The organism is Vibrio tubiashii, assembly GCF_028551255.1.
In the GTDB taxonomy this organism is placed as follows: domain Bacteria; phylum Pseudomonadota; class Gammaproteobacteria; order Enterobacterales; family Vibrionaceae; genus Vibrio; species Vibrio tubiashii_B.
The window spans coordinates 124,452-138,393 of sequence record NZ_CP117029.1; the positions used below are offsets into that span (position 1 = coordinate 124,452).

The 13,942-nt window shown below is 40.0% G+C and carries 14 protein-coding genes; 7 read left to right on the forward strand and 7 right to left on the reverse strand.

Going from position 1 to position 13,942, the window contains the following annotated elements:
• Positions 1-40 precede the first annotated feature (40 nt).
• Positions 41-715: a GNAT family N-acetyltransferase gene (locus LYZ37_RS00610; RefSeq protein ID WP_272786085.1), complete on the forward strand. Its 675-nt coding sequence runs from the start codon at positions 41-43 to the stop codon at positions 713-715.
• On the opposite strand, the gene waaA is transcribed toward LYZ37_RS00610, so the two are convergent.
• The 7 genes from waaA to rfaD all read right to left on the reverse strand — a co-directional run bounded on the left by waaA (position 710) and on the right by rfaD (position 8,729).
• A complete protein-coding gene (waaA, locus tag LYZ37_RS00615) occupies positions 710-1,969 on the reverse strand; it encodes a lipid IV(A) 3-deoxy-D-manno-octulosonic acid transferase (protein ID WP_272786086.1) in 1,260 nt (419 codons plus the stop codon). The two genes, LYZ37_RS00610 and waaA, sit on opposite strands and share 6 nt — an antisense overlap.
• Before the next feature lie 23 nt (positions 1,970-1,992).
• Positions 1,993-2,772, reverse strand: a complete 780-nt coding sequence (locus LYZ37_RS00620; RefSeq protein ID WP_272786087.1) for a glycosyltransferase family 32 protein — start codon at positions 2,770-2,772, stop codon at positions 1,993-1,995.
• A 6-nt stretch (positions 2,773-2,778) separates the two neighbouring features.
• Positions 2,779-3,810: a lipopolysaccharide heptosyltransferase II gene (gene waaF, locus LYZ37_RS00625; RefSeq protein ID WP_272786088.1), complete on the reverse strand. Its 1,032-nt coding sequence runs from the start codon at positions 3,808-3,810 to the stop codon at positions 2,779-2,781.
• Positions 3,811-3,884: 74 nt separating this feature from the next.
• The gene (locus tag LYZ37_RS00630; protein ID WP_272786089.1) at positions 3,885-5,660 is read right to left on the reverse strand and encodes a polysaccharide deacetylase family protein; all 1,776 of its coding nucleotides are present in this window, start codon (positions 5,658-5,660) and stop codon (positions 3,885-3,887) included.
• A gap of 24 nt (positions 5,661-5,684) precedes the next feature.
• Complete coding sequence (locus LYZ37_RS00635; RefSeq protein ID WP_272786090.1) at positions 5,685-6,506, reverse strand: glycosyltransferase; 822 nt, start codon at positions 6,504-6,506, stop codon at positions 5,685-5,687.
• Positions 6,506-7,594, reverse strand: coding sequence for an O-antigen ligase family protein (locus LYZ37_RS00640; RefSeq protein ID WP_272786091.1), 1,089 nt, complete (start codon positions 7,592-7,594; stop codon positions 6,506-6,508). Before LYZ37_RS00640 ends, LYZ37_RS00635 begins: the two co-directional genes overlap by 1 nt.
• 190 nt (positions 7,595-7,784) lie before the next feature.
• On the reverse strand, positions 7,785-8,729 hold the full coding sequence (rfaD, locus tag LYZ37_RS00645; RefSeq protein WP_272786092.1) for an ADP-glyceromanno-heptose 6-epimerase: 945 nt from the start codon (positions 8,727-8,729) through the stop codon (positions 7,785-7,787).
• A gap of 213 nt (positions 8,730-8,942) precedes the next feature.
• On the opposite strand from rfaD, the gene rfbB reads away from it, so the two are divergent.
• The 6 genes from rfbB to LYZ37_RS00675 are packed head-to-tail and all read left to right on the forward strand — an operon-like array spanning position 8,943 to position 13,918.
• Positions 8,943-10,016, forward strand: a complete 1,074-nt coding sequence (gene rfbB, locus LYZ37_RS00650) for a dTDP-glucose 4,6-dehydratase (RefSeq protein WP_272786093.1) — start codon at positions 8,943-8,945, stop codon at positions 10,014-10,016.
• 4 nt (positions 10,017-10,020) lie between these two features.
• Entirely contained in the window at positions 10,021-10,890 is an 870-nt protein-coding gene (gene rfbA, locus LYZ37_RS00655) for a glucose-1-phosphate thymidylyltransferase RfbA (protein ID WP_272786094.1), read from the forward strand.
• A 4-nt stretch (positions 10,891-10,894) separates the two neighbouring features.
• The gene (gene rfbD / locus LYZ37_RS00660; protein ID WP_272786095.1) at positions 10,895-11,767 is read left to right on the forward strand and encodes a dTDP-4-dehydrorhamnose reductase; all 873 of its coding nucleotides are present in this window, start codon (positions 10,895-10,897) and stop codon (positions 11,765-11,767) included.
• Positions 11,768-11,772: 5 nt separating this feature from the next.
• On the forward strand, positions 11,773-12,324 hold the full coding sequence (rfbC, locus tag LYZ37_RS00665) for a dTDP-4-dehydrorhamnose 3,5-epimerase (RefSeq protein WP_272786096.1): 552 nt from the start codon (positions 11,773-11,775) through the stop codon (positions 12,322-12,324).
• A 12-nt stretch (positions 12,325-12,336) separates the two neighbouring features.
• Complete coding sequence (locus LYZ37_RS00670) at positions 12,337-13,191, forward strand: ABC transporter permease (RefSeq protein WP_272786097.1); 855 nt, start codon at positions 12,337-12,339, stop codon at positions 13,189-13,191.
• 10 nt (positions 13,192-13,201) lie between these two features.
• Positions 13,202-13,918 (forward strand): ABC transporter ATP-binding protein, encoded by a 717-nt coding sequence (locus tag LYZ37_RS00675; RefSeq protein WP_272786098.1) that lies wholly within the window; start codon positions 13,202-13,204, stop codon positions 13,916-13,918.
• Positions 13,919-13,942 lie beyond the last annotated feature (24 nt).

The window sequence follows — 13,942 nt, forward strand, 5'->3', positions numbered from 1 at the left end:
CCAGATTTATTATGTGATAAGTAGTTTTGATTCCTTAAGTATGAAATATCAAGTTAGAGAGTTCGATAGCGCTTTCTTTGAGCGCAGCATTTATGACGTAGATTGGTCTGGAGTGCATCATAATCTAGCCAATTCAGGTTTGGTTACTACAAAAGTTTCATCATTAGACACAGCTAAAATAGCTCAGCTCAATGAAAGTGAGTTTAAGTTCTGCGAAGGTGAGGTATCCTACTGTAAGGACATTCAGTCAGATAAAAATCGACAAAACTATTGCAACTATTTAGAGCAATCTCACCTAGAGGTTATGTCGGGTTTTCTAGACGACCTATACGTTAATAGCCGCTTCAAAATGCCGTGGTTCACATGTTGTGAGCGTGATAAGTTTTATAACGAATGGCTAAGAAAAGCTGTACTCAGCGAGTTTGATGATATTTGTTTGGCATATTGGGTAGAAAGTGAAATTGCTGGAATTGTAACTTTAAAATTTAACAAAGAATCTGCAACTATTGGTCTAATAGCTGTGTCTCCTGAATTCAATAGACAGGGTATTGGAAGGAAACTACTTGATAGCGCAGAGTTTGTGGCGAATGATATCTATGGGCTAAAAAAGATCTCGGTTGCTACACAGCTGAGCAACATTGGTGCTATGAGACTTTATGCCAAGCAAGGATATCAAGTAGCCACGACAGCTTATTGGTTCTACAAATCGTTATAATCCACGTATGGTTTTTTGTAGAGAGCCCTGAGACAAGCGGTATATCTTGTAGGCGTTTTCTGCCCTCTGTCGTCTTTTGGCTTCATCGCTAAATAGCTCACATACTCTTTTCGCGATTCTGTTTGCGGAGCATTCTACATACAAAGCGTTGTTGTCTATTAACGACTTTGCTATATCACTAAAATTAAAAAAGCTTGGTCCAGTTATGATTGGTTTTTTAAGTGCCGCCGGTTCGATGAAGTTGTGACCTCCCACTTTGTCTCCTATTAAACTCCCTCCCATAAAACAGATATCGCTTGCCCCAATGAGAGTAAGTAGTTCACCCATTGTGTCACCAAGATAAACTTGACTGCGGTTAGCGTCTTTCTGATGCTCAGTTCTTCTAAGAATAGAAAAACCCTGCTCACAACACAGATCAAAAACGGTGTTAAATCTTTCTGGATGTCTAGGTACAAGAATGAGCATTGCATCGGGATAACTCTCTAGTATTTCCTGATGAGCAAGTAATATGTTCTCTTCTTCTCCGGAGTGCGTGCTGGCAGCAATCCAAATCGGGCGTATCGAGCCTAACGCGATTCTTAACAATTCGGCTTTGGTTATAATATCGGCTTCAATGTTGATATCAAATTTTATCGATCCTGTAACACCTACTTTATGAGGTGCTACTCCAAGCTTTATAAAGCGCTCCGCGTCACTGGTATATTGGCATAAGACTTTGTGTAGGTTTTCACTAAGCAGTTTAAATATAGGTTGTACCTTCGCATAGCGTTCACAAGATCTCTCGGAGAGTCGAGCGTTGACAACGCTTATTGGTATGCCATTTTTCGCTACAATATAAAGGGTATTCGGCCATAGTTCAGTCTCCATAATGACCATCTTGCTAGGCTTTATGGCTTTGATAAAACCTCTAACTGCAAAAGGAAAATCGAGAGGCATATATCTATGTGTCGCTAAATCGCGTATTTTTTCTGCTTGTTCAGCTCCAGTTGGGGTCGTCGTAGTCAGGACGATTTCTAAGTCAGGATCTATAGCTTTTAGCTCTTTAATTAATAGTGTTGCTGCTATGGTTTCCCCAACAGATACGGCATGAATCCATATAGGTTGATTATCCGAGGTTAAAGTTGGTGTAATACCAAAATGTTCTTTCCATCGAGAACCAACACTAACTCTACCTTCCTTTTTTTTATACAAGCCAAACAGTAAGAATGGTGATATGCAGGTAAGTACTAATGTATACAACCAACGAATAAGCATTTTATTAAACCCTTACATACTTATTATTTTATTAATTCATTTGGATCTTTATGAATCCACTTTCCACGCGGCTTATCAATGTACTGAAAGTGTTCGTTTGTGAAAGCGCCCTGAATGCAAACGTAGCGACGACGGCGAGAGGTTATTGTTTGTTCGTCCAGTACATCATTAAATACCTTTGGCCCCGTAGTTCCATACACGCCTTTCTCTGGGTCATAGTTATTGATGTTGTACACAATCGCTTCCATCACTGTTTTATATTCGGGGTTATTTGGGGTAGTAGCAAGAAAGTAATTGGTAATTTCAGTGTCGTTTTTTATCTTTATGTATAAAGAGTTGTTCACCTCATTTAAGAGTTTCTTTAATTTCCAAACTAAAGTTGCATCAACATCCATATAAATGCCACCTTCTTGATAGAGCGTTGTTACTCGCCAAAGGTCGGCTTTTGCTGCTCCATCCGTTAGTTTTAGATAGGATTCATATACTTCCTTTGGAGCACGTTCTTTTAAATACTGCTCACAACCGTCGTTGTCTACGTAGTGGTAATCGTATTCCAATGATAACAGCCGATTAAAAAGGTAGTTGCAATAAACAGGTAGAGTCACTTTATTGGTAAAGTTTGTTAGCCATACTTGACGAGGGATATTGTTTGAATCAGACAGTTTGACCCTTGCAGGTGAATAAGAAGGAATAGTGAAACGCTTATTGGGAAACAAGTAGTGGAAAGGGTATGCAAGTACCTTGAAGATATTGCCAGTTAAACGAACTAATCGATTAGTTATCAGAATTGGAAAATTGTTCATATAGAATTACTCTAAAATTGTATTAATTGCGTCAATGACATGATTTGGAGATAGCTTTGTAAGGCACTCCTGATGTCCCAATGGACACTCGCGTTTAAAACACGGCCGACAGTCAATATCAGTATGAATGATGTGCAATTTTTTTGTTAATGGTGGCGTGTAATCGGGAGAACTTGATCCGTAAATAGCAATGACTTCAGTACCAACAGCGGCAGAAACATGCATCAATCCAGAATCATTTGAGACTACTGTGTTGCATGCAGCTAACAGGTCGACAGCCTCATTTAGGGACGTTTTACCTGCTAAGTTAAAACAGAGTTCACGGTGACTCTCTGGTAGAAGGTTACGGATACCCTCTGTTACTTCGTGATCTTTTTGCGAGCCAAACATCCAAATGTGGCCACCTTTTGAGATTACATATTTCGCGACTTCTGCATACTTAGCTTCAGGCCAGCGTTTAGCGGGGCCAAACTCCGCGCCTGGACACAGTCCTACAACTTGTTGATGACGAGAAAGCCCTAGCTTTTCGATGGTGTTTTTTTGGCTAGCTGGATCCTGTTCTAGTTTTGGGAAAGGACAACTATGTTTTATCGATACTTCCCCTTTCATCGAATTACGTGAATAAGCTAAGGCTACGTATCGTTCCACCATAAATTGGAATACTCGTTTGTCCGGTCGTAGGTCATTGAGTAATCCATAGCGCATTTCTCCTTTCCAGCCAGTTCTTACTTTTATACCGGCAAACAGAGGAATAAGGGCAGATTTCGCGGAGTTTGGCAGGATATACGCATGGTCATATCCTCTATTTTTTAGACTTCGACCTATACGCCAGCGCGCTTTAAAGTTAAAGCTACCATGCCCTACGGGCATTTCAATCGCTTCGCTGACTTCTGGCATACGTTCAAGGATGGGTTTACACCAGGCGGGAGCAAGAACATCGATCTGCGCGTCGGGGTATTTATCTTTTAAAGTGATATATAAGCTCTGTGACATCACCATATCACCTACCCAAGATGGCCCAACAATAAGTATTTTCATGGCAAAAAAATTATTATCACATTGTAAATAGAGAACGATTGTAACATAGCCTACTTTACTATGTTTAACCTACCTTATTGGTGTTTCCGAGCTTTGCGAAATACATAGTTGCCTCTTATTTTTCTCCATAAGCCCAAAACATCTGTTTTAGGGAAAATAGCAATTCTGCGAATTTGAAACTTATCTCTATGGGTGGCTAGTGGGCCACTATTGGTAGCCACTGCGAATTTATAGCCCAATTCTTGCACTATCTTTTTTGAATCTTCATTCAGATCTCCATAGGGGTAAGCAAAAGATGTGAGTGGCTCACCTAATAGAGTTTCAAGATGTTTTTTATTCTCTGAAATTTCTTGGTACTGCTCTTGATATGTGAGTTTGCTCAAAAACGGATGAGTTAAGGTATGTCCACCGATCTCTACGCAACCCGAATGGTGAAGTGCTTTGATCTGCGTTTCTTGCATTAATGGAACTGCCTTCTCAGGGTTATCCGGTGACTCAACATCCCAGCGGTTAAAGGCTTCACCTGTTACAGTATATATAACTGCTTTATAACCATACTTTTTCAGAAGAGGTAACATCAGTTCGTAGTTATCTTGGTAACCATCGTCAACCGTTAACATAATATAGCGCTTATTAGCCTGTAGGCGATGTATCAAACCTTTATCTGCTAAATCTTTAAAGGTGAGAGTCTCAAACCCCATCAGTTGTAGTAGCTTAAGGTGCTTCTCTAGCATATCGACATGGAGGTAGGTGCCATGGACCCCCTTTTCGGAATCATCACGAATAAAACGATGATACATAATAATAGGCATCTCTCGCTTTAGCTTGTGTACTATCAGGTCCTGATAAATATCTTCAAGGTGAGAGGCGACAGTATCAATATCGTAGTTCCGTTTGATGGCTTCGGTTACTTTTGCTGAACATGATCGATTAGTCAGCGCTATTTCAATTTGCTGATGAAGAGCCTTAAAATCAATATCTAAGTCTTTAGGCCCTATATCGCCGAAGTTGGTTGACATAGCATGAGTTAAATTGCTTTCATCGACGATACCCACACAGATGGCTTCCCCTATAGCGAGAGTCGGCCTACCGCACAATAAGGATTCCATTGCGACACGACCTGCCCCAATAACGAGATCGGATTGATGAAGGACTCTGGCTACATCATCGGTATAGCCGAGAAAAGAGGCTTTGCTCATGAACTTTTCGAATCTGTCCTCTTTTTGAGAACCTGTCAAAATCCGAACATCGTACTTATTGAGGTCGAGACACTCATTTAACAGCCGATAACACAGGTCACCCTTCGGACCAGTTAGACGTCCCACAATGGTGATAGTTGGTTTGTCGTTGTTTGGCAACTGGCTAGGAAAATAGGCGTTTGTTTCTATACCATTTCGACTGACCGTTAGTTGGGACGGTGGCACATCCAAGTCATTGATTAATTGCTGCTCTATCGCTTCACAAACGGGTAGTGCTTTATCACCCATGGCATGAAATGCTTTACGTGACCGATGCACTGGTTGGCGGCCATGGACCGTTGTAACCATGGGAGTGCTAGTGATTTTGCATGCAACGTGGCAGCTCCAACTGGATGCGCGCGAGTGAGCATGAACCAGTTGAATATTGTACTTTTTGATGAGGTAGACAAGATAAGCGACATGCCAAAAACGGCGAGGGATACTGCGTTTATTGAAGCGAAGTTTAAAGAACTGACCTAAGAATGGCTTAGTTAGTGTATCGGACACATAATGAACAGTATGACCGCGCTTGGTTAGCTGATTACCTACAGTTGTTGCATACACTTCTGCTCCCGTTACTTCTAACTGGGACAGTGCCATTAAAATATTCATTAGTCAGAATCTCTAGTTGAATGTTTAGTCTACGTCTTTAGCTTGATGATAACCATCTAGTGCAATGAATTGCTGGTTAGTTTGTGTCTCTTCAAAAAGCTGTGTCGCACGTTCTAGGCGAGGTAACTCTGGGTGAAGTATGTGGAGAACGATCGCTTGATGAAAAACGTTCTTTATACGTTTTCCTGTATTAACAAGTCGGTATTCAATGTCAGTGTCTTCGCCGACACATGGTACATCGTAGCGATTATCAAAACCATTAACTGCAATAAAGTCTTCTTTATGCAATGAGAAGTTACAGCCGACAATTCCCTTAGCTTTGCGGTTAAGAAACTTTAGTATCGCTTCGTTCGTGAAACGAATTCCCTTTTCGATATTTTTCCCTTTACCAAGCAGATATTTAAGTAGGATGGCTGGCGAGTTCTGCGAAAAAAAACACTCGGGTGTTGTGCTGCTGTATAAGTTAGCCTTGTACTCTGCTGCCATGTCGACACGACGACCATTAAGGAGCACGTTTTTAGCTTTGTTTGCTAAATGGTCGGAAACGAAGTGCTGTTGAGGGATACAGTCGCCATCAATAAAAATAAGATAAGAGCTAGAAGTATGCTTAACTGCTTTGTTGAGAATGCGTGTTTTACGAAATCCGTTGTCTTGTTGCCAGATATGCTTAATCGTTAGACAAGATTCATTTATCAGTGTATCCACTTGCGTTACAACATCTTGTCTAGAACCATCATCAGCGATAATGATCTCAAAATTATCATGTTGATTTTCTAATGAAGTTATAATGCATTTGAGTGCATTGATGTTGTTATAAAATGAAACAATAACACTAGCATCAAACATTAATCACCTCTCTTGCTAATATATAAGTGGTGCTGTGAGTGGCAAAGTACTAATAGCGAAAAAAAGACAGTCGTCTGATACTCGAGGCCACTTGTATAGAACATGGAGTTGACGGAATAGGTTAATATTAAGCATAAGCCACTAAATGCCCATGGGGACTCCTCGCTTTTGCAAAGTCGCACAAAATAACAGAGAACCATCGAGAGAAAAACTAAGTAAATTACCGAATAAACAATGCCTAACTTTGCTGCTAAATCTAAATACGTATTATGAAGATCCGTAAAAGAGAACTGATTCTTTGTTTTTTTTAGGATCAGTTCGATATCGGCATTATTTTCTAAGTACTGTGTGTAATTTTGTTCAAAAGAGCTTATGCCGGTACCTAGGAGAAATTGTTGAGGGGCACGTGAGGCGTTTTCGTATATGAAATGTGCACCTTGCCTCCACATCTCTAGTCGAGCGCTATTTGAAGGGTCGTGATGAAGTTCTGATATACTACTAATCCTTTCTGACACGGCTTTAATCTGTGGGATACCTTTTCCTAAAGTAAGCACTAGTACACTAGCGACCATGATGGTAAAAAAAGTTTTAGGTTTTTTAAATAGCATAAACAGAGATGAGGAGAGCAATACCGCAAGTAAAGGCCCTCTGCCACCAGATAGGAACAGGAATAGAATGCATACTATTAGCACTCCTAAGTTTCGATAGAACGTGCGTTTTTTTTGGCTATCATCAAACAGAAGTGGTATTAGCACCGCAATCATATAGCCTAACATCTCTCCCCAACGTCCAAGATCCCAAAAGCTGTCTATACGCTCTCCATGCCATGTGCCGTTAGCCACTTCAGACAGTTTTAGCGTTGAATATGCGATAGCAATAAATAAACTGATAAAGAGAGATATAGACGCATACCTACTATTTCTATTTACTTGAATTAGTAGTAACGGCAGTAATAGGAAAACTGCTCCTTTTCTAAAAAATAAAAGAGTATCGTGTAGTGAATTTGGGGAGATTAAGGCCGAACATAACCCTAAACTAAACAGCAGTAAACAAATTAATATGGCTTTGTGCTTGAAGATAAGCTTCACTACGTCCTTGTTATTCCACAAAAAGTAAAACTGAAGGAATAAGAGCAAGGCTAAGCTAGCATATATTCCTGCTTTGGAAATAAAGACAGATAAAAACAGCAAACATATAGCGAATGTTTCGCTTAGACGAAATGTATTGGACATAGAAGAAGAAGTTCGACCTTAAAGATATGTATGAAAGTAGACCCAATTAGCACATATTAGTGATTGACATATACTCAGCGACGCCTTCAGCTACAGTTTTGAACTTGTGATCACAGCCAGCAGCACGCAGTTTTGTTAGCTCTGCTTGCGTAAACTCTTGATAGGCACCTTTTAAGTGCTCTGGAAATGGGATGGTTTCAATTGTACCTTTGCCATGGAACTTTATAACAGCTTTAGCCACTTCTTCGAATGACTCAGCGTTACCAGTACCTAGGTTGAAAATACCTGATACACCGTTTCGCATAAACCAAAGGTTAACTGCGGCAACATCTCCAACATAAACAAAGTCGCGTTTGAAATTTTCGCTTCCTGCAAACAACTTAGGGTTTTCGCCAGCGTTCATTTGATTGTTTAGATGGAATGCGACAGAAGCCATTGACCCTTTATGTTGTTCACGAGGGCCGTAAACATTGAAGTAACGGAATCCGGTAACTTGAGATAGCTTCTCTCCGTGTTCTTCTGCGTCTTGCCAAATTCGGCGAACGTAATTATCAAATTGCTGTTTCGAATAACCATAAACATTTAGAGCGCCTTCGTACTCTTTCTCTTCTATGAAAGTCTCTGTCTCGCCGTATGTTGCGGCCGATGAGGCATACAAGAATGGAATCTCACGTTCTAGGCAGTAATGAAGAAGCTCTTTTGAGTACTCATAATTGTTGAGCATCATGTATTTACCATCCCACTCCGTAGTCGCGGAGCATGCACCTTCATGGAATACAGCTTCGATAGGGCCGAAGTCATCACCAGCCATAATCTGTGTAAGGAAGTCGTCACGATCCATATAGTCAGTGATATCGAGATCAACTAGATTCTGAAACTTTTTTCCGTTTTTAAGGTTATCTACAACAAGTATGTCGTTAATGCCTTTTTCATTGAGTGCTTTGATTATGTTGCTGCCAATCATGCCAGCGCCGCCAGTTACGATGATCATAACTTTTCCTTTTAAAGTTGTACTCGGGCATTCTAACAAGATTGCTCTACGGATAACATATCTAATAACTTATGTTCTGAACACAATGCCCAAAGCTCGCATACATATTCTGTATCATGTAAAATCAGACGTTATATTCTAATAGTCGGCCCAGTCTTATATGTAATGTATAGTATATGTTTTTGGTTCCGAATGAAGTAATGAGGAAAATTAGTGAAGATTTTAGTAACAGGTGGCGCTGGTTTTATTGGTTCAGCAGTTGTGCGTCACATAATTGAAAACACTAACGATAGCGTTGTGAACGTTGACTGCTTAACCTACGCTGGTAACTTAGAGTCTTTAGCTAGCGTAGAAAACAATGAGCGATATGTTTTTGAGCGAGTGAATATTTGCGATAGAGCAGAGCTTGATCGAGTTTTCTCTGAACATAACCCAGATGCAGTAATGCATTTAGCGGCAGAGTCCCATGTTGACCGATCTATTACCGGACCAGCCGCTTTTATTGAAACTAATGTAGTCGGTACTTATACATTACTTGAAGCTACTCGTGCTTATTGGAACGTTTTAAGCTCAGATGCAAAGCAATCTTTTCGTTTTCACCACATTTCTACCGATGAAGTGTATGGTGATCTTATGCACCCCGATGAGGTTGACTCTGGAACAGAGTTACCTATGTTCTTAGAGGCAACACCATATGCTCCATCAAGCCCGTATTCAGCTTCGAAAGCATCGAGCGATCACCTTGTTCGAGCATGGTTACGTACATATGGTCTTCCTACAATTGTTACAAATTGCTCAAATAATTATGGACCATATCATTTTCCTGAAAAGCTAATCCCACTTGTTATCTTAAATGCTTTAGAAGGCAAAGAGTTACCGATTTATGGTAAAGGTGATCAGATTAGAGATTGGCTATTTGTTGAAGATCACGCACGGGCTCTTTATAAAGTAGTGACTGAAGGGTGTATTGGTGAAACTTACAACATCGGGGGGCATAACGAAAAACGAAACCTCGAAGTTGTTGAAACTATTTGCTCTATCTTGGATGTTTTAGTGCCGAAAGATTCGCCTTATGCTGAACAAATAACCTATGTACAAGATCGCCCAGGGCATGATCGTCGCTATGCGATTGATTCTTCAAAGATGCAACAAGAGTTGGGTTGGACTCCAGTAGAAACATTTGAAACGGGCCTTAACAAAACTGTTCAGTGGTATTTGGAAAATCAAAAGTGGTGTCAGAATGTTCAGGATGGCAGCTATCAACGTGAACGCTTAGGAGTGGAGTAAAGGTATGAAAGGTATTGTATTAGCTGGTGGTTCAGGCACGCGTTTGTATCCTTTAACTCGAGGTGTTTCTAAGCAACTTTTACCGATTTATGATAAGCCAATGGTGTTTTATCCGATATCTACGTTAATGTTAGCGGGTATTAAAGATATTCTAGTCATTACCACGCCGGAAGATAACGAAGGTTTTAAACGATTATTGGGTGACGGTTCTGATTTTGGTATCAATCTAGAGTATGCCATTCAGCCAAGTCCAGATGGTCTTGCTCAAGCTTTTATTATCGGTGAGAAGTTTATTGGTGATGACTCAGTCTGTTTGGTTCTTGGAGATAATATTTTTTACGGACAGCACTTCTCAGAATCCTTGCAATCAGCCTCTCAAAACGATTTTGGTTCAACGGTGTTTGGGTATCAAGTCAAAGATCCTGAGCGTTTTGGCGTTGTTGAATTTGACAACAATATGAAAGCTGTGTCTATTGAAGAAAAGCCAACAGAACCAAAATCAAACTATGCAGTTACTGGACTTTATTTTTACGATAATCGTGTAGTGAACTTTGCGAAACAGGTTGAGCCCTCAGAACGTGGGGAGTTGGAAATTACGTCAATTAATGAGATGTACCTAAAAGATGGATCATTGAATGTTGAATTACTTGGGCGAGGCTTCGCGTGGCTTGATACCGGTACACATGAAAGCTTGCATGAAGCGTCTTCTTTCGTGCAAACCATCGAGCATGTTCAGGGGTTAAAAGTAGCCTGTTTAGAAGAAATTGCGTGGCGCCAAGGTTGGTTGAGTGACTCGCAGATAGAAAAATTAGCTAAGCCGATGTTAAAGAATGATTATGGCCAGTATCTCATGTCATTACTAGAAGGAAAGTAATCTGATGAAAATAATGATCACTGGTTGTAATGGTCAGGTTGGTACCTGTCTAGTAGAGCAGCTTAAGGGTAAAGCAGAGTTATTGGCTGTTGACTATAAAGATCTCGACATAACTCAACAGGAAGCAGTTATGGAGAGTGTCACGCAATTTAATCCTGATTTTATTATCAATGCTGCAGCGCATACTGCGGTCGATAAAGCAGAAGAAGAAATCGAGTCTTCCTATGCAATTAACCGTGATGGTCCAAAATATCTAGCGGAAGCTGCCCAGCAATGCGGAGCTGTTATGCTGCATATCTCCACAGATTATGTGTTTGATGGCCAAGGAGAGAAGGCTTATAGAGAATCGGATATGACTGGGCCACAAGGTATTTATGGTGAGAGTAAACTTGCAGGCGAGAAAGCTGTAGCTGAAGTCTGTGAGAAATATTTAATTTTGCGTACAGCATGGGTATTTGGTGAGAGCGGTAACAATTTCGTTAAAACAATGTTACGGCTAGCTGAGAGTCGCAGTGAACTGAGTGTTGTTGGTGACCAATTTGGGGGACCGACTTATGCGGGCGATATTGCATCTGCATTAATTAAAATGGCCGAAGTGGTGGACTCAGGGTCTAAAGTCGACTGGGGTATTTATCATTTTTCTGGCATGCCATATGCTAGCTGGTTTGAGTTCGCTAAGGAAATTTTCACAATTGCGCAAACACAAGGGGTTATAGAAAAACAGCCTAGTTTGCTATCTATCCCTACATCTGCTTACCCAACCCCAGCTAAGCGTCCTGCGAATTCACGTATGGATTGTGGTAAAATAGCACAGCAGTTTGATATTAAGCCAAGTGATTGGCAACAAGCTCTACAAAGTATTTCAGATTATAAGTAGTTATTATGAAAGTTATTGACACCAATATACCCGATGTGAAAATTATTGAACCAGCAGTCTTCGGTGATGATCGCGGATTTTTTATGGAAACGTGGCAACAGAAAAAGTTTGAAGAGCTAGTAACAGGCAAACCGACTCATTTTGTGCAAGACAATCACTCAAAATCGAAGAAGGGAATTTTACGTGGTTTACACTATCAAACAGAAAACACTCAAGGAAAGCTAGTAAGGGTTGTGAGTGGTGAAGTTTTTGATGTGGCCGTGGATGTTAGGAAAGACTCCCCGACTTTTGGTCAATGGGTTGGAGTCTATTTATCGGAAGAAAACAAAAGACAACTATGGGTTCCTGAAGGTTTTGCTCACGGATTTTATGTAACAAGTGAGGAGGCTGAGTTTGTGTATAAGTGTACCGACTACTACAACAACTCAGCGGAACACTCTATTTTGTGGAATGATAAAGAGTTAGCTATTACTTGGCCAATAAGCGAGAATGAGCAGCCTATTCTGTCAGCTAAAGATAGTATTGGTAATGTCTTTTTGGAAGCAGCTTACTTGTAATTGGTGTTATTCATGAGAGACGTAGTAAGAGATACAGATCAAAGCTTGCGTAATGGTTTTTTTTCTAAGTATATGAATAGGTGGCACTCTCATACTGGAAAAGATGATATTCAAGTTGGTATTTTTTCATACCATGTTTGGACAACATTGGGTTGGCATGACATAAAACAACGCTATAGACGTTCGGTGTTAGGGCCTTTTTGGTTCACGTTAAGCACATTGATAATGGTTGGTGTACTAGGAGTATTATACTCAACCTTATTAAACCAAGAGATAAAAGACTATTTACCTTATCTGGGGGTAGGCTTAGTAGTTTGGCAATATATTAGTACTTGCTTCAATGAAGGCAGTAATACGTTTATATCCTATGGCTTTATTATGAAGCAAGCAAGGATGCCTATTACGACTCATGTTATGAGAGTGGTATGGAGGAACTTCATTATTCTTCTCCATAGCCTACCTGTAGTAATCTTTTTAATGATTGCATTTGGTCATAATTTAACTATAGATTTTTTGTGGGTTGTACCAGGTTTGATTGTAGTATTACTTAATACAGTTTGGATTAGTATTGTTTTAAGTATTTTATGCGCTAGGTTTAGAGATATATTGCCTATTGTTGCTAATATTATACAGGTGGCATTTTTCTTTACTCCTATTATGTGGTCTAAAGACCTGCTTAAAGACCGATCTTGGGCTGCTGATATTAATCCATTCCACCATATGATAGAAATAGTCAGAGCACCAATTTTAGGTTCTGAATTAGAATTACTCTCATGGGTATTTGCTATTGTTACAATGGTTGTCGGTTTTTTATTCGCTCATTACTTGATGGTTAAATGTCGAGACCGAGTTCCATACTGGTTATAGAGAGATATCTATGAGTGTTAATCTTACAGCAGAAAATCTAACAGTAGAGTTCCCTATTTATGAGAACTCTCATCGTTCTTTGAAAAAAAAGGTTATAAATATGACTACTGGAGGCAAGATTGGCAGTGATGCTGGTAAGCATCCAGTAGTAAGGGCACTGGATGGTTTAAACTTTAATATAAAAGAAGGCGACCGTGTTGGGTTAGTTGGTCACAATGGGTCAGGTAAGACTACGTTGCTCCGTGTTCTCAATGGTGTTTATTCACCAGTACAGGGCAGCCTAAAGGCTACTGGCCGAATAGCATCATTGCTCGATGTTTCTATGGGATTAGACCCCGATGCAACAGGTTTTGAGAACATATTTATTAAGGGATTAATGGATGGTCTTTCCCCTGATGTTATCAAAGGGAAAATAGATGAAATTGCAGATTTTACCGAGTTGGGAGAATACCTAAACTTACCAGTTAAAACATATTCCAGTGGTATGATGCTTCGTTTGGCATTTTCAATATCAACTAGTGTTGAAGCGGATATAATTATCATGGATGAGTGGTTGAGTGTTGGTGATGCAGCATTTAACCAAAAAGCTTCTGAGCGTCTAACCTCACTTATAGATAAATCATCGATTTTGGTGATTGCTTCTCATGATCCAAATTTGATCGAAAATGTATGTAATAGAAAAATACATATGGAACATGGAAAAATAATTTCTGATGAGAGAGTTTAGAGTCTATTCCAAATATAGGTCATC